The organism is Limnochorda sp. L945t, from assembly GCF_035593305.1.
Lineage (GTDB): Bacteria > Bacillota > Limnochordia > Limnochordales > Geochordaceae > Carboxydichorda > Carboxydichorda subterranea.
This window is the reverse complement of record NZ_CP141615.1, coordinates 2,235,369-2,250,006: the sequence shown is the minus strand read 5'-3', so window position 1 is coordinate 2,250,006 and position 14,638 is coordinate 2,235,369. Positions and strand designations below refer to the sequence as shown.

14 protein-coding genes are annotated in these 14,638 nt (G+C 68.8%); 7 read left to right on the top strand and 7 right to left on the bottom strand.

Features of this window, described 5'->3' with window-relative positions:
* The first annotated feature begins 120 nt into the window (after positions 1-120).
* Positions 121-1,002, top strand: a complete 882-nt coding sequence (folD, locus tag U7230_RS10440) for a bifunctional methylenetetrahydrofolate dehydrogenase/methenyltetrahydrofolate cyclohydrolase FolD (RefSeq protein WP_324715784.1) — start codon at positions 121-123, stop codon at positions 1,000-1,002.
* An 84-nt stretch (positions 1,003-1,086) separates the two neighbouring features.
* Positions 1,087-1,311, top strand: coding sequence for a hypothetical protein (locus U7230_RS10435; protein ID WP_324715783.1), 225 nt, complete (start codon positions 1,087-1,089; stop codon positions 1,309-1,311).
* Between the two features lie 69 nt (positions 1,312-1,380).
* On the opposite strand, the gene U7230_RS10430 is transcribed toward U7230_RS10435, so the two are convergent.
* The 6 genes from U7230_RS10430 to U7230_RS10405 form a co-directional block, all read right to left on the bottom strand.
* Positions 1,381-1,740, bottom strand: coding sequence for a MoaD-like domain-containing protein (locus U7230_RS10430; RefSeq protein WP_324715782.1), 360 nt, complete (start codon positions 1,738-1,740; stop codon positions 1,381-1,383).
* A gap of 77 nt (positions 1,741-1,817) precedes the next feature.
* Positions 1,818-2,546, bottom strand: coding sequence for an ABC transporter ATP-binding protein (locus U7230_RS10425; protein WP_404980507.1), 729 nt, complete (start codon positions 2,544-2,546; stop codon positions 1,818-1,820).
* A complete protein-coding gene (locus U7230_RS10420) occupies positions 2,543-3,325 on the bottom strand; it encodes an ABC transporter ATP-binding protein (RefSeq protein WP_324715781.1) in 783 nt (260 codons plus the stop codon). Before U7230_RS10420 ends, U7230_RS10425 begins: the two co-directional genes overlap by 4 nt.
* Before the next feature lies 1 nt (position 3,326).
* Positions 3,327-4,517: a branched-chain amino acid ABC transporter permease gene (locus U7230_RS10415; RefSeq protein WP_324715780.1), complete on the bottom strand. Its 1,191-nt coding sequence runs from the start codon at positions 4,515-4,517 to the stop codon at positions 3,327-3,329.
* Between the two features lie 3 nt (positions 4,518-4,520).
* On the bottom strand, positions 4,521-5,414 hold the full coding sequence (locus U7230_RS10410; RefSeq protein ID WP_324715779.1) for a branched-chain amino acid ABC transporter permease: 894 nt from the start codon (positions 5,412-5,414) through the stop codon (positions 4,521-4,523).
* 84 nt (positions 5,415-5,498) lie between these two features.
* The gene (locus U7230_RS10405; RefSeq protein WP_324715778.1) at positions 5,499-6,620 is read right to left on the bottom strand and encodes an ABC transporter substrate-binding protein; all 1,122 of its coding nucleotides are present in this window, start codon (positions 6,618-6,620) and stop codon (positions 5,499-5,501) included.
* A gap of 232 nt (positions 6,621-6,852) precedes the next feature.
* On the opposite strand from U7230_RS10405, the gene U7230_RS10400 reads away from it, so the two are divergent.
* From U7230_RS10400 to U7230_RS10390, 3 genes are all read left to right on the top strand, one after another.
* Positions 6,853-7,074, top strand: coding sequence for a YgaP family membrane protein (locus U7230_RS10400; protein ID WP_324715777.1), 222 nt, complete (start codon positions 6,853-6,855; stop codon positions 7,072-7,074).
* A 270-nt stretch (positions 7,075-7,344) separates the two neighbouring features.
* Complete coding sequence (locus U7230_RS10395) at positions 7,345-8,427, top strand: hypothetical protein (protein WP_324715776.1); 1,083 nt, start codon at positions 7,345-7,347, stop codon at positions 8,425-8,427.
* A gap of 23 nt (positions 8,428-8,450) precedes the next feature.
* Positions 8,451-9,623, top strand: a complete 1,173-nt coding sequence (locus tag U7230_RS10390) for a carboxypeptidase regulatory-like domain-containing protein (RefSeq protein ID WP_324715775.1) — start codon at positions 8,451-8,453, stop codon at positions 9,621-9,623.
* A 9-nt stretch (positions 9,624-9,632) separates the two neighbouring features.
* Here the strand turns inward: U7230_RS10390 and U7230_RS10385 are convergent, their stop codons facing one another.
* Positions 9,633-10,574, bottom strand: a complete 942-nt coding sequence (locus U7230_RS10385; RefSeq protein WP_324715774.1) for a uroporphyrinogen decarboxylase family protein — start codon at positions 10,572-10,574, stop codon at positions 9,633-9,635.
* 92 nt (positions 10,575-10,666) lie between these two features.
* Between U7230_RS10385 and U7230_RS10380 the strand changes: the two genes are divergently transcribed.
* Both U7230_RS10380 and U7230_RS10375 read left to right on the top strand, forming a co-directional pair.
* Positions 10,667-12,790 carry a hypothetical protein gene (locus U7230_RS10380; RefSeq protein WP_324715773.1) on the top strand — a complete coding sequence of 708 codons (2,124 nt, stop codon included), beginning with the start codon at positions 10,667-10,669 and terminating at the stop codon, positions 12,788-12,790.
* The gene (locus U7230_RS10375) at positions 12,774-14,624 is read left to right on the top strand and encodes a DNA repair helicase XPB (protein ID WP_324715772.1); all 1,851 of its coding nucleotides are present in this window, start codon (positions 12,774-12,776) and stop codon (positions 14,622-14,624) included. Before U7230_RS10380 ends, U7230_RS10375 begins: the two co-directional genes overlap by 17 nt.
* Positions 14,625-14,638 lie beyond the last annotated feature (14 nt).

The window sequence follows — 14,638 nt, the reverse complement described above, 5'->3', positions numbered from 1 at the left end:
CCCGCGACGAAGGTCACAGCCCGGTGGCAAGGCGAAAGGAGTGGGGTCGCCGGCCCTCGAACCGCGCCCGTGGCCGCCTTCCAGGGTGGGTTTGGGGCGGTCGGAGGAGAGGGTGGCGTCATGGCAAGCGCGGCGCAGATCATCGACGGCAAGCGGCTCGCCTCCGAAGTGCGCCAGCGGGTCGCCCGGCGGCTGGCGGCGATGAAGGAGCGCTACGGCACGGTCCCGGGCCTGGCGGTGCTCCTCGTGGGGGACGACCCGGCCTCGGTCGTTTACGTCCGAAACAAGCGCAAGGCCTGCGAGGAACTGGGGATGCGGTCCTGGGTGCACCACCTGCCCGCCGACACCCCCGCGGGCGAACTCGCCGATCGCATCGACCGTCTCAACGACGACCCGGAGGTCCACGGCATCCTCCTGCAGCTGCCGCTCCCGCCCCACCTGGAGGCGTCGGGCTTCCTGGAGCGCATCGACCCCCGCAAGGACGTCGACGGGTTTCACCCGGCCAACATGGGGCGGCTGCTGGAGGGCCGCCCCTCGCTCGTCCCGTGCACGCCGGCCGGCATCCTGGCGCTCATCGACTCCACGGGCACCGACCTGGTGGGGCGGAGGGCCGTGGTCGTGGGGCGCAGCAACATCGTCGGCAAGCCGACGGCCCTGCTCCTGCTGAGCCGGCATGCGACCGTCACCATCTGCCACTCCCGCACCCGGGACCTCCCCGCGGTCTGCCGCGAGGCGGACGTGCTGGTGGCGGCCGTGGGCAAGGCCCGGATGATCCAGGGGGACTGGATCAAGCCCGGAGCCGTGGTCATCGACGTGGGGATCAACCGGACGGCCGACGGCAAGCTGACGGGCGACGTCGACTTCGAGGCGGCCCTGGGCGTCGCTGGCTACGTGACGCCGGTGCCTGGGGGCGTGGGGCCGATGACGGTCGCCATGCTGATGGCCAATACCCTGCGGGCAGCCGAGGGGCTGTTGGGCGTGCCGGCGCACGACGCGTTTTGAACGACTTCGCAGGCATAGGGCGGCCGGCGCTACATAAGGTTGCCTCCCGGGCAAGACCGCGGGGAGACGGGAGGCACGGGATGGATGTGGATCCAACTCCTGTTTGCGGCCGGGCTGGGCGTGCTGCTCTTGTCCAACATCTGGCTGCTGCGTGAGCTCGACGTCATCAAGCGGCAGCTGGACGCGTACCAGCGGGAGGTCGCCTCTCTGGACGACCGGGTCTGCGAGCTGATGGTCAGCGTGGAAGAATCCGAGTGTGCCGCCGGCCCTCGGGCGACGGCCGTGGCCGGTGACGAGCAGGCGGGCTGACGCCACACCTCGGGATCCACGGCGCGGCGGGCCGGCCCCGTGCGGCGGGGGCCGCCGCCGAACGGCCCCTCATGCCTCTTCCATGAGGGCCATCCGGCGCAGCCCGGTCAGCACGTGCTCGACGGCGTCGGGCTCGCCGAAGAGCCGCACCTCGACACGGTTGGATCGCAGCGCACCCGTGAACTCGACCTCTTCGTGGAGCCGGGCCTTCCAGCCCTTGCCGGACACTTCCGCCAGCACCGGGCGCTCCGACAACGTCCCCGAGCCGCTCCCGAGGCTCTGGGCCGAGCCCAAGGGGTCAGGCGTCATGACCTCGCCCCCCAGCTTGGTGAGGTACATGGCCACCATGCGCCAGCCCATGCCTCGGAGCACCACGGTAGGAAGCTCGGCGCGACCCGTTGGCTCTTCCTGGGCCTGATCCCACTGCACGGCGGCATCGTCCCCCCGTCGCTCGTGGGGGCGATGTTCGGTGGGCGACCCTGGACTCCTGCAAGAAGGGGCCCCTGTCAGCGGCTGGCACGCTCGCCCAGGTAGGCCCGGCGCACCTGCGGGTTTTCCAGCAGCACCGGTCCTGGCCCCTCCAGCACGATGCGGCCGGTCTCGAGCACGTAGGCGTACTCGGCCATGGAGAGGGCCATGCGCGCGTTTTGCTCGACGAGGAGCACGGTCGTGCCCTCGCGATGGATCGAGGCCAGCGCCTCCATCACTTCCCGGGCCAGGATGGGCGCCAGGCCCAAGGAAGGTTCGTCGAGGCACAAAAGGCGCGGCCGGGACATCAGGGCGCGGCCGACGGCGAGCATCTGCTGTTCGCCGCCGGAGAGGGTGCCGGCCTTTTGGTGGCGTCGCTCGGAAAGCCGCGGGAAAAGCCGGTAGACCCGCTCGAACAGCTCGGCCATGCTGGGCTCGGGCTGGGTGTAGGCACCCATGACCAGGTTTTCCTGCACCGTCAAATTGGCGAAGACCCGGCGCCCCTCGGGGACCAGCGCGACGCCACGCCGGACGATGGCGTGGGTCGGCCAGCTGCCGATCTCCTGGCCCTCGAGCCGGATGCTGCCCGAGCGAGGGCGCACGAGGCCCGTGACCGCGCGAAGCGTGGTACTCTTACCGGCTCCGTTGGCCCCGATCAGGGTCACCAGCGACCCTCGGGGCACCCTCAGCGTGATGCCGCGCAGGGCGTGGATGCCGCCGTAGAAGACCTGGAGGTCCCGGATCTCCAGCATCGGGTCGGATGTCATGCCGGCTCCTCACCCAGATAGGCGGCGATGACCCGGGGGTCCTGCTGGATGCGCTGGGGCGGGCCCTCGGCGATCGCGACCCCGTAGTCGAGCACGGTGATCTGCTCGCAGATCTCCATCACCATCTGCATGTGGTGTTCGATGAGCAGGATCGTCAGGCGATGACGCTCGCGCACTTGCCGGACGAACTCCGTCAGCTGCCGCATCTCCTCCGGGTTCATGCCGGCGGCGGGCTCGTCGAGCAGCAAAAGGCGCGGGCGGGTCGCCAGAGCCCGGGCGATCTCGAGGCGGCGTTGCTGGCCGTACGGCAGCGCCCCGGCCCGCTCGTGCAGGTACCCCAGCAGGCCCACGCTTTCGAGGAGCGCGAGGGCCTCCTCGTGCATCGCCGACTCTTCCCGGCGCCGAGAGAGGGTGCCGAAGAGCGTCGCTGCGACGCCGGTCTTGCGCCGCAGGTGGAGCCCGACCAGCACGTTTTCGAGGACGCTGAGATCCCGGAAGAGGCGGATGTTTTGGAAGGTGCGGGCGATACCCAGGGCGGCGACGCGATGCGGCGGCCAGCCGTGGATCGCCTGGCCGCCGAAATAGATGGCCCCGGAGGTCGGCACGTACTGGCCGGTAATCATGTTGAAGACCGTCGTCTTGCCGGCGCCGTTGGGCCCGATGAGGCCGGCGATGGCGCCCTCCTGGACGGAGAGGGTCAGCCCCTGGACCGCTACCAGGCCCCCGAAGCGGATGGAAACGTCCTCCAGGTGGAGCAACGCCTGTTGGGATGCGGACAAGTCAACGTCCCCTCTCCCGGGGCGAAGCCCCGAAACGGCGACCCAGGCCGAGCGCCACGGCCTGCAGGCCCTCCCACGTCAGCTCGGCCCGCCCGAACAACCCCCGGCGGTAGAACAGCATGAGCACGATCAGCAGGCCCGAGAAGACGACCATGCGCATCCCCGGTACCCCCGGGATGTAGAGCGGCCCGATGCTCATCGGCGCCTCGACGACCCGCAGGACCTCCTGCAGGATGGCGTAGACGACCGCGGTCACGGCCGCTCCGGTGGTGCTTCCCAGCCCGCCGAGCACGATGATGATGAGCAGCTGGAAGGTCATGAAGAAGGTGAACAAGGAGGGGGAGATGGTGGTCAAGAGCGCGGCCAGCAGCCCGCCGGCGACCCCGGCGAAAAAGGCATGCACGACGAAGGCCAGGAGCTTGTGGGTGAAGACGTGCACCCCCATGGCCTCCGCCGCGACCTCGTCCTCCCGGATCGCCTTGAGAGCACGCCCGTAGCTGGAGTTGACCAGGTTTTGGATGACCCAGACGGTCATCACGGCGGCGCCGGCCGTCCACCAGAGATTGGCGTACTCGGGGATGTCCCGGATCCCAAGGGCTCCGTTGGTGACGGGAATGAGGTTGTTGGCCAGCACGAAGATGATCTCCCCGAAGCCGAAGGTCGCGATGGCCAGGTAATCGCCCCGGAGCCTCAGCGACGGCGCTCCCACGATGAGCCCGCCCAAGGCCGCGACCAGCCCGGCACCGACAAGAGAGATCAAGAAGCCGAGGTTGCTCGCGAGGAAGGCGGCCAGGGCGGCGTGGGGAATGAGGCGGGCGAAGAACCCATGGAGCACCTCGGGGACGGAGAAGCTGTTGAACGGCCAGATCAGGGGCTCGAGGAAGAAGACCTGGGCCTTCCTCGCCACCGGCAGCATGAGCAACGTGGTGGTGAACCCGCCGATGGCCATGAAACCGTTGGGGCCCAGGGAGAACTGGCCGGCGATGCCGTTGATCAGGTTATAGCTGACCGCGGCCACGACGTAGATGAACGCCACGTTGACGATCCGCCGGTAATAGGAGCTGAACGAAGGCTGCTCCATGTACGCGACGATGAGGGCCAGGAGCAACAGGGAGCCGATGGTCAGGATCCGCCGCGTCCCGGGTGCCAGCGATCGGGCGGCCACCTTCTGGGTGAGCGCAGGCGTAACCATCGTCTACACTTTCTCCTTCAGCGGCTCGCCCAGCAGGCCGCTGGGGCGCACCAGGAGGAAGAAGATCAAAATGGCGAAGACGAACGCGTCGCGGTAGCCGGACAGCTGCGGCATCAAACCGACCGTCATGATCTCGACGATGCCGATGATGAACCCGCCTATCATGGCGCCCACGATGTTGCCGATGCCGCCCACCACCGCGGCGGTGAAGGCCTTCCACCCCGGGTAGATCCCCATGAGCGGGTTGACCTGGGGGAATTTGAACGACCACATGATACCCCCGGCCGCGGCCAGGATGGACCCCACCGCGAAGGTGTACGAGATGACCCGATCCACGTCGACGCCCATCAGGCGCGTCGCCTCGATGTCGCGGGAGAGGGCTCGCATGGCCATGCCCATCCGGGTGCGGTAGACGAGCACCAACAGCCCGCCCACGAGTAACAGGGTCAGCGCCGGCACCCAAAGGCTCACTCCCGCCACCCGGAAGCTGCCCAGGCTGTAGGCCCGCCCCATCAGGTCGGGCACCGGCATGCCCTTGGGGCGGCCCCCGACGATCACGAGGCCCAGGTTTTCGATGAGGAAGGAGACGCCCACGGCCGTGATGAGCACCGAGATGCGCGGCTCGTTACGCAGGGGACGGTACGCGGCGCGGTCGATGGTGACGCCCAGAAGAGCCGTCGCCAGCGCTGCTCCGGGGGCCGCTATCCACCAGGGCAGGTGGTAGATCCCGACGAGGAAGAAGGCCACGTAGGCCCCGACCATGAAGATATCGCCGTGCGCGAAGTTGATGAGGCGCAAGATGCCGTAGACCATCGTGTAGCCCACGGCCAGCAAGCTGTACAACCCGCCCAGACTGATCCCGTTGAGCAATTGCTGCACCAAGACGTCTACGTTCACGGGCGTGCACGCTTTCCGTAGAGTGGCCGGGCGGAGCGGCCCGGGCCGGGTGCCTGCTCCGCCCACCCTGGTGAGCGAAAGGGACTACGGATTGACCGTCGCCAGGTACTCCCACTGCCCGTTGACCAGCTTACGGATCACGACGGGCTTGATGGCGTTACCGTCCTCGATCGTGACCGTGCCCGTGGTCACCTCGAGGTCCTTGGTCTGAGCCATGGCCTTGGCGATGGCCTCGGGGCTGGTCGAACCGGCCCGCTTGATGGCGTCGAGGATGATGAGCACGGAGTCGGCCGCCAGGGCGCCGAAGGCGTTGGGCTCTTTGTTGTACAGCTTGCGGTACGTCTCCACGTACTGGCGTGCCAGCGGGTTGCTGAACGCCTTGACGTGGTAGAAACCGGTGTGCATGAGGCCCTCGACCGCCTTGCCGCCGATCTGGATGAGTTCGGGGGCGTCTGCGCCGTCACCGGCGAGGATCGGTACGTCGAGCCCGAGCTGCCGCGCCTGCACGGCCGCGATGGCGATCTCGGCGTAATAGTTGGGCATGTAGAGGATGTCGGGGTTGGCCGCCTTGATCGCGGTCATCTGGGCGCTGACGTCCTGATCTCCGGTCTTCATGTACTGCGTGGCCACCACCTGGCCGCCGAGCTTGGTGAACTCCCGGGCGAAGAAGTTACCCAGGCCCACTGCATAGTCCTGGGCGACGTCCACCAGCAGTGCAGCTCTCCGGACACCCAGCTGCTGGTAGGCGAAACGTGCGGCGATTTGTCCCTGGAAGGGGTCGATGAAGCATGCCCGGAAGACGAACTGCCGGCCCTGCGTGGTGAGAGGGTTGGTCGTGGAGGGGCCGATGATGGGTACCTTCGCCTGCTCCGCGACGGGGCCAGCCGCGAGCATCGAGCCCGAGATCATCGGGCCGATGATGGCCGCCACGTGGTCACGCTGGATCAGGCGCTGGGCGGCGTTGGCGCTTTCGACACGGTCCGACTTGTTGTCGACCAGGACGAACTCCACCGGGCGACCCAGGACTTCGAGCTTCATCATCTTCTGCAAAGTCTGGATGCCCTCGAAACCTTGCTGGCCGTACGCCGCGACTCCGCCCGTCATCTCCAGGTTGAGACCGATCTTGATGGGCGCCGCAGCCGACGCTGTGACCGCGCCTGCCAGCACGAAAAGCCCGACGAGAGAAACCAAGACGCTACGCTTCATGGATAGCCTACGTGCCCCCCATCCCGTATAGACTCGAGGCCCGGCCTCACCAGGGTGAGGCAACAATACGCCGCCGCCCGCCGAATTCCTGGTGAGCCACTTTCCGGTTGCCGTGAAGGGAGGGGTATGCTATCGTATGAACGTAGATGGATAGCGTACCGGGTAGGGTATATAGCCCGTGTGACGTCGACAACGCCGAGAAGGCGGCTGCGGCAGGGGAGGGTGAGGGGCCATGCAGTCCAATGTGGGGCGAGTCGACCGCTGGATCCGCCTGGCGCTGGGAGCGGCGCTACTGCTGGTGGCGCTCCTGGTAGCCGAGCCGATCCGCTGGGTGGCGCTGGTGCTGGCCATCGTGCTGGTGGCCACGGGTGGCGCGGGGTATTGCCCCCTTTACGGAGCGTGCGGCATCAGCACCACCGGCGCCAGGTCCTCGGATTCCGCCAGGAAGGCGTGAGAGCGGTGCCCGGCCTCGGGCACTCGGCGGCACGAACCACTGGCCTGCACCATGGCTCCCGTTGTCCCGAGCGGACGGCACGCAGGCGTGGACAGTGGGAACGGGGTGGGCACCTCTCTCGCTTATTGGAGATCCATTGCGTCGCGGGGGCCTCTTCTCCGGGCAGGGGAAGAGGCCCCCGGCTCCTAAATCCTCCTCCGTTGCGGCGCCGATGCCAGCAGTGGAGGGGGACGACCAACCACCGTGCCGTCGGTATGGAGGCCTGGGAGCTTGGGCGTGCTGCTGGCCGTCGCGTGCGCGCTCCTTGCGTCGGCTGCGCAGGAGAGCCGCGCTGCGCTCGGTGGCGGGCGCGATCAGGCCGATCTCTCCACCCAGGGCATCGTCACGCTGCTGGCGCGACGGCAGGCGTGGATCTGGAAGGTGCCGCCCGGCTCGCTGCGGGTCGAGGAGGTCCACAGCCCGGACGGTTCGGCGCGCCTGGTCTGGGTGTCGGGAACACCCAAGGAGCCGGACCAGCCGGTGCAGCGTCATGCGTTCGCCGTGATGAGCCGGGATCCGAAGGGGGAGCGCGACCTCTTCACGGATCTCACGCCCGTCGTGGACACGGGGTACCCGGCCTACACGCTGGCCCTGATCCCCCTTGGCCCGGGTGAGCCTTCGGCGTTCGCCATCGGGGCTCCGTCGGGAGCGGGCAAGCGCATGGCGGCGCTGTACGTGGTGGTACCGGGGCGCACCGGCGCGTCGGGCGGTCCACCCGTGCTCTCCGTCCAGGCGGATATCATCACGGTCGACACCGACGCCCAGGGGTACGCTCGCATCCAGGCCGGGACCTTCGACTTCGGCACGGAACAGACCTCGGTCTTGCGCGTGCCTGAGTCGGCCACCCTCGACCCGTTGGGAAGGCCGGCCAGAGCCGTCACCGTCACGGTGTACCGGTGGGATCGGGCCCGGTCCGCCTTCGAGGCGCAGCCGCGGGCTCCGGAGCTGACGCCGTTCGGCGTGGCAGAGGCGTTCGTGGCCGCCGTGGGGCGGGGGGACATGCGATACGCCTTCTCGCTCACCACGGCCGAGTGGCGCCGCGTCATGGGCGTGCAGAGCGAGACGCAGCTGCGTTCGTATCTCCAGTCCACGCGCCCGTACCTGCTGATGGAGTCAGGGCCTTACCTGTTCTTGGGCGGGAGCGTCGGCAGGGAGGCGGCGTCCATCCTGTTCAGCGACCGTTCCGGGAGGATCTACCGGATCCGGCTGCGCTACATGCGGCAGGAGGAGTCGGAGCTCCTGGTGCTACCCGGCGCAGCAGGCCCGGAGCTCAAGGGGCCCTGGCAGATCGACGGCCTGGACGGGGGTAGCTGACTGAACGCGAAAGGATGGGGCCATTGACCGGTCATCCAGGGGCGAGGGCGGGCAGGCGGAGAGCAGCGGGCGGGGTCTCGTGGTCGTGGCTTGCGGCCGCACTGGCGATGGCGGCCCTGGGGGCCCTGGTGGGAGCGCCGCAGGCGCAAGCCCAGGATGCGGCCCCGCCGGACGCAGCGGGCGCGGTCACCTGGCGCGTCCAGGGGACGGTCACCAATCCCTACGGTGCCGGCGTAGCGGGGGCCCAAGTGCAGGAGGCGCGGCGCAAGCTCTCGACCACGACGGACGAGCAGGGACGCTTCGAGCTCGAGGGCACCGGATCGGGACCCGTGCACCTCATCGTTTCCCGGGCCGGATACGTGACCCAGACGATCTCTCTTGTGGCGTCGAGCTCGCAGACGCTGCAGCAGGATGTGCGGCTGCCCGTGGATCCCGTCGCCTTCCGGGAGATGCTGGACGAGATCACGTTGCGTCTGTACCGGGAGGGCGCGTTTTCGCCGCTGGTCTGGTTCGTGCCGAGGCTCGGGCTGGTGGTACGCTACACCCGGCCGGAGCTGCGGACGCCCCAGGATCGGGCGTTCGAGATGTTTTCGGACGTGATGATCGCCAAGGAGATCATGGCGCCGTTTCCGTACCTCGACGCAAGCTCCGTGCTGGTGAGCGAGGCGGTGACGCCGGGCGAGCACCTGCTGCGCCGGTATCCCCGGGGGGCCCTGCTGGAGCTCGTCGAGGGCAAGACGGTGGACCTGTCGTCCGCTCTGGCCTGGACCGAACGGCACTACGAGTTTTACCGCAATGGGCGGTCGCGCCAGCGGGAGGTGCCCGGATGGCAGGACATCCAGGCGGCCCTGGACCGTGTCACTGAAGAGCTCTTTGCCGAGGAGCCCCAGGCCGGGGGCACGTACGTGCCAGGCTACGGGATCGTGTACAACGGCACCCGGGCGCCCCAGTTCCCGACGGTAATGGCCATGAGCGTGCTGGGCATGCTCCTTTCGGTGAGGGTGCCCGTCCCGGACGGCGACAGGGTGCTGGTGCAGCTCGACGACGGCACGGCGCTGTGGGCGATGGAGGCGCCGGTGCAAACACTCCGGCGCCTGGTCGCCGCGCGCAAGGACGAGACGGGCACGTTCGACCTGGACGTGGCCGCCCTTCAAGACGTCTACGTGTATCGCAACGGCAGCCCGTGGGGACGGTGATGGCCCCGCTCAGGCGCGGCACGCCTGGGCCGCCGCCCGGATCAGGTCCGCCGGCACGTCGGTGGGGACGGCGCAGCCGGGAGCGATGAAAAGCCCTGCCGCGCCCGCCTGCTCGATGGCGGTGCGCACCTGGTGGCGCACCTCCGAGGGGGTCTTGCTCGACAGACCCACCTCGTCGATCCCGCCCATGAGGGGCCGCGGGGTGAAAAGTCGCGCCTGGGCGAAGGACGGAGGGGAGTGGTGGACCGACCAGTTGAAAACCTGTCCCGGATATTGATCCATGATGAGACGCCAGCGCAGCCTTTCACCGTGGATGTGGATGACGTTGAAATAGAACCGGCCTTCCCTGGCAAGCTCGTTGACCGTCGCCAGCACGGCCAGGTCGTAGGGGAGCACCCATTCCTCGAAATCCCTTTCCTTCATCTCTCCCTGGCCTGCCCCGTTGACGGAGAAGAAGACCCCCGCGGCACCGGTTTGGGCCACGGCTCGGACGTAGTGCCGGAGGGTCTCCGTCACCGACTCCAGGAACGTTTTGAATGCATCCGGGTACTCCCGCCGGAGACGGTCCATGTGGCCCCGTAGCGTGCGTCTCGCCACCCCGAAGGGGCTGAAGACCGTTTCGACGAACGGAGCCTCGTTTCCGAGGGCGGCTCCGATTTGTCTCAGCACCTGGAGCTGGAGCGAAAACGGCTCGCTATCCATTTCAAATCGACGGAAACGGCGCAGGTCGGCAAGGGACGCAACCTCTTCCATCCCGTCCGGCATGGGGTAGCGGTAATCGCTCATCACTTTGAGCCAGTCGAGGTCGTAAGCTCGGAAGAAATCGAGGTGGATGGCCGCGGTCTTCGAAGGGGGAAGATGTTGGGTCCCGAAGTGGAACCATATGGAAAAGGGCGGCCGGTCCACCGCCTCTCCCGCCAGTGCGCGACGGACCCGCTCGGTTTTCGTCATCGTTGGACGCCGACCTCCCTCTTGTCGCCCCGGGGGCGTTTTGTGATATTCTGAATAGGTGGCTGACGATCCTGGTAAAGTGGGAGGCGCTCATGGAGTACCGGCAGTTGACCGGGGGTCTCTCGCCGGCTGACCTCGACTCGGATGCGTACCACGCGCTGTCGCCCGCGGGGCGCACCGCGCTGTTGACCCTCCTTTTCTCACGCGCGAGCTTGCCTGCGCCGGAGCTGGCCGGGCTCGGGGCCGAGCAGGCCACTGCTCGTGTCGCCACCCTGGTCGGGCGGCGCCAGGATGCACTGCTCGCGCTGTGGGAGGCTCGCCGGTCCGGGCTGGCCGTGCTGATCCGGGAGCGCCGTTACGACCTGTACATGCTCCCCGACGAGGCGCGTGCCGTCCTGTGGCCCATCGGGGCCCGCTCGCTTCATTCGCGGCAGCCACCCATCACGTTCGTCGTGGACAGCCCCTTCACGACCGAGAGGTTCGACGAGGTGGGAGCCGAGAGCGCAGGGGCGTTCCTGTACGACGTGGCGGCCCTGATCGCGTTCGTCCGGTCGGAGCAGGCGGAGCTCGCGCCTTCCGGGGTGCTCACGCGCAAGGCGCAGGGGCGGCTGGCCGAGTACCTTTCGGTCAAGGAGCAGCCCGTGCAGGATGCAGGCCCCGTGACGAGCTATCCGCCCCGGACGGGTTTCCTGGTAGAGATCGCGCGCCGGGCGGGGCTCGTTCAAGTCTCTCCAGGAGAGGGAGAGCGATTGCAGGAGGGGCCGCTCGCCTCCGCCTGGCTGGAGGCGCCGCCGGGGCCGCGCCTTGCGCGTTTGCTGGCGGCCTGGGCGGGGCAGCTCGCCGGAAGCGAGGTCGACTCGCTGCTGGTGCTGGACGCAGCCCGCTGGCTGGCGGCGCCCGGCAGGGGAGTCTGGATCAAGGGCTTCGCCGAGGCGGTGAGCTACTTCGAGGATGAGCCGTACCCGGCCTACCGGCTGGTCTCTCTGGTGAGGACCCTGCAGCGCCTGGCGTGGCTGGGCGCCGTCTTCATGTGGAAAGTGAGGTGGAGCGAGGAGCCGCCACCTTCGGATCAGGCGGGTAACGTCTCGATCAAGCCCGCTCCCAGCCAGCGCAAGGGCCTCCCGCCCCTCGCCAACGTGGCGTTCGCCCTGACCGGGATCGGGCGGGCACTCTGGGAGGGCCTCAGCCATCCCAAGGTATTGCTGCGGGCAGCTACCCTGCACGACGAGGGCGACGACCAGGCCGAGCGGGCATGGGCCGGGGACGAGGCGGATGGCCGGGCAACGCCGCCGGCGGGCACTGCACCCCCTGCGCCCGACGGGGCGGCGGGCAACGGTCACCTGCAGGCCGACGCGGCCGGAGCCCGGGAGGCCGGCGAGCGGCAGGTGGCAGAAGAAGAGGACCGGCCCGGCGAGGACCTGGCGGAGGCGCTCGGACGGCTCCTGCCTCAGGACGAGCCGCACGCTTTCGTCGAGCCCAACTTCGAGCTGCTCGCCCCGCGCCACATGCGCCCGGACCGGCTTTCTCGCCTCATCGAGCTGTCCCAGGTGGTACGGGCCGACCGTATGGTCCAGCTCCGGCTGGACGTCGAGCGGTGCGCGGCGGGCGTGCGGTCAGGGCGTTGGACGCCGGCGGAGGTGCTGGCGCTGCTCGAGGTGTCTTCGCGCCACGAGCTGCCCCAAAACGTGCGCTACGCCCTGGTGGAGGCCCTCAAGCCGCTCGGGCGGGTGCAGCTGATGGATGGGATCCTGGTGCGATCGGACGACGCCGTCGTGCAAGCGGCGGTGCTCGACCAGGCACGCAAGATGGGAGTGGTGGCGGAGGCCATCACCCCGGATACCCTTTGGATCGAGCGGCGCCACCTGCCGATGCTGATCAAGGCGGCGGAGGCAAGCGGGTACCCGGTCAGGCGCTGGGTTCGGGGGACCCGGGTGCCGTACCCGGCGGAGAAGGCCGCGGAGGTCGGAGCGGCGCTCGAAAACGCCGCGCGCCTTTCGGCCCGCGAGGCCGGGCAGTTGATCGACCGGCGGCCTGCTCCTTCGCTCGTCCGGGGCCGGCGGGATCTCCTGTACGTGCCGCCCGGCAACGAGCCCGGGCTTGCGGCTCCGGCGGATCGGGAAGGCGGGGTGCCCTCGGCGGCCGGCGGGAGGGGTTCGCCGGTGACGGTGGGGCGATGGCCTTCGTCGAGGGGTGACGACCTTGGCGTACAGGCCTGAAAACCCCCTCATCGTTCAAAGCAACCACGAGCTGCTCCTGGAGGTCGACAACCCGCGCTACGAGGCTGCTCGCAACGAGCTCGCCCGCTTCGCGGAGCTGGTGAAAAGCCCGGAGCACGTCCACACCTACCGGATCACGCCGCTCTCGTTGTGGAACGGCGCATCGGCCGGGCTCACGGCGCAGGACGTGCTGGAGACGCTGGAGGAGTTCAGCAAGTTCGACGTGCCCTTCGGCGTCCAGCAGAGCATTCAGGATACGATGCGCCGGTACGGGCTCGTCAAACTGGTGGCGCCCTCCGGGGTGCGGGCCGGGAGAGCAGGCGTACGGGGTAGGAGGGGAGCCGGGCGCGGCAGCGGGCGCGAGGTCGACTACCTGATCCTGGAGAGCGCCGATCGTTCCATCCTCGAGGAGATCGCCCACCACCCGCGCCTTCGGCCCTATCTCGTCGAGCGGCTCGACGCGACGCGCCTGGCGGTGGATGCGCGCTGGCGCGGCCACGTCAAGCAGGTCCTGGTGCACATCGGCTACCCGGTGGAGGACCTGGCGGGATACGTGGAGGGCGCGCCCCTCCCCATCCGCCTGCGGGCCACCACGCGCGCCGGCCGGCCGTTCGGCCTGAGGGACTACCAGCAGGAGGCGGTGCGTGCCTTTTGGATGGAGGGCAGCGAGCGCGGGGGCAACGGGGTGATCGTCCTTCCGTGCGGCGCGGGCAAGACCATCGTCGGTCTCGGCGTCATGGAGAAGGCCTCTACTCAGACCCTGATCCTCTCCACCAACGTGACGGCCGTGCGGCAGTGGAAGGCGGAGCTCCTCGACAAGACGACCTTGGAGGAGGACCAGATCGGGGAGTACACCGGGGAGGCCAAGGAGATCCGGCCCGTCACGATTGCCACTTATCAGATCCTGACCCACAGGGGGCCTGAAGACACCGACTACCCCCACTTCGCTCTGTTCAACAGCCGCGATTGGGGCCTGGTGATCTACGACGAGGTGCACCTGCTGCCGGCCGACGTGTTTCGCATCACGTCGGAGATCCAGGCGCGGCGGCGGCTCGGCCTCACGGCCACCCTGGTACGGGAGGACGGCCGGGAGGCCGACGTCTTCAGCCTCATCGGACCCAAGCGCTACGACGTGCCGTGGCGCGACCTGGAGAAGAGCCAGTGGATCGCCACGGCCGAGTGTTTCGAGATACGGGTGCCGCTGGACGAGTCGCTGCGCCTGAGCTACGCGGTGGCGGAGGACCGGGAGAAGTTTCGCATCGCCTCGGAAAACCCCGCGAAGCTCCCTCTGGTGAAGGCCCTGGTGGAGCATCACCGCGACCAGCAGGTGCTGGTCATCGGGCAGTACCTCTCCCAGCTCGAAGAGGTGGCGCGGCTGTTGGAGGCGCCCATCATCACGGGCCGGACGCCCAACGCCGAGCGCGAGTCCCTCTACGGCGACTTCAAGGCCGGCCGGCTCAAGACCCTGGTGGTCTCCAAGGTCGCCAACTTCGCCGTGGATCTGCCGGACGCCAGCGTGGCCATCCAGATCTCCGGGACCTTCGGGTCGCGCCAGGAAGAGGCCCAGCGCCTGGGCCGCATCCTGAGGCCGAAGGCCGGCGACAACGTGGCCCGGTTTTACTCGGTCATCACTCAGGACACGAGCGAGCAGCGCTTCGCCGCCAAGCGCCAGCTCTTCTTGACGGAGCAGGGGTACCGCTACGCCATCTATACGGGGGATCGGGCCATGTCCCTGCTCGCGGCCGGCCAGGAGCTCTCCGCCGACGGCGAGGCCGTGAGCTTGAGCTTCTCAGCCGCGGGCTCCCGGTCGGGCCGGGGCCGTGCCCGGGCCTGAGCCGGGCCGCCGGC

What these genes read in the sequence shown, in the direction of transcription:
- U7230_RS10435 (WP_324715783.1), top strand. Translation starts at nt 1,087, where the DNA reads ATGTGGATCCAACTCCTGTTTGCGGCCGGGCTGGGCGTGCTGCTCTTG.
- U7230_RS10415 (WP_324715780.1), bottom strand. Translation starts at nt 4,517, where the DNA reads ATGGTTACGCCTGCGCTCACCCAGAAGGTGGCCGCCCGATCGCTGGCA.
- U7230_RS10405 (WP_324715778.1), bottom strand. Translation starts at nt 6,620, where the DNA reads ATGAAGCGTAGCGTCTTGGTTTCTCTCGTCGGGCTTTTCGTGCTGGCA.
- U7230_RS10385 (WP_324715774.1), bottom strand. Translation starts at nt 10,574, where the DNA reads ATGACGAAAACCGAGCGGGTCCGTCGCGCACTGGCGGGAGAGGCGGTG.
- U7230_RS10425 (WP_404980507.1), bottom strand. Translation starts at nt 2,546, where the DNA reads ATGACATCCGACCCGATGCTGGAGATCCGGGACCTCCAGGTCTTCTAC.
- folD (WP_324715784.1), top strand. Translation starts at nt 121, where the DNA reads ATGGCAAGCGCGGCGCAGATCATCGACGGCAAGCGGCTCGCCTCCGAA.
- U7230_RS10400 (WP_324715777.1), top strand. Translation starts at nt 6,853, where the DNA reads ATGCAGTCCAATGTGGGGCGAGTCGACCGCTGGATCCGCCTGGCGCTG.
- U7230_RS10380 (WP_324715773.1), top strand. Translation starts at nt 10,667, where the DNA reads ATGGAGTACCGGCAGTTGACCGGGGGTCTCTCGCCGGCTGACCTCGAC.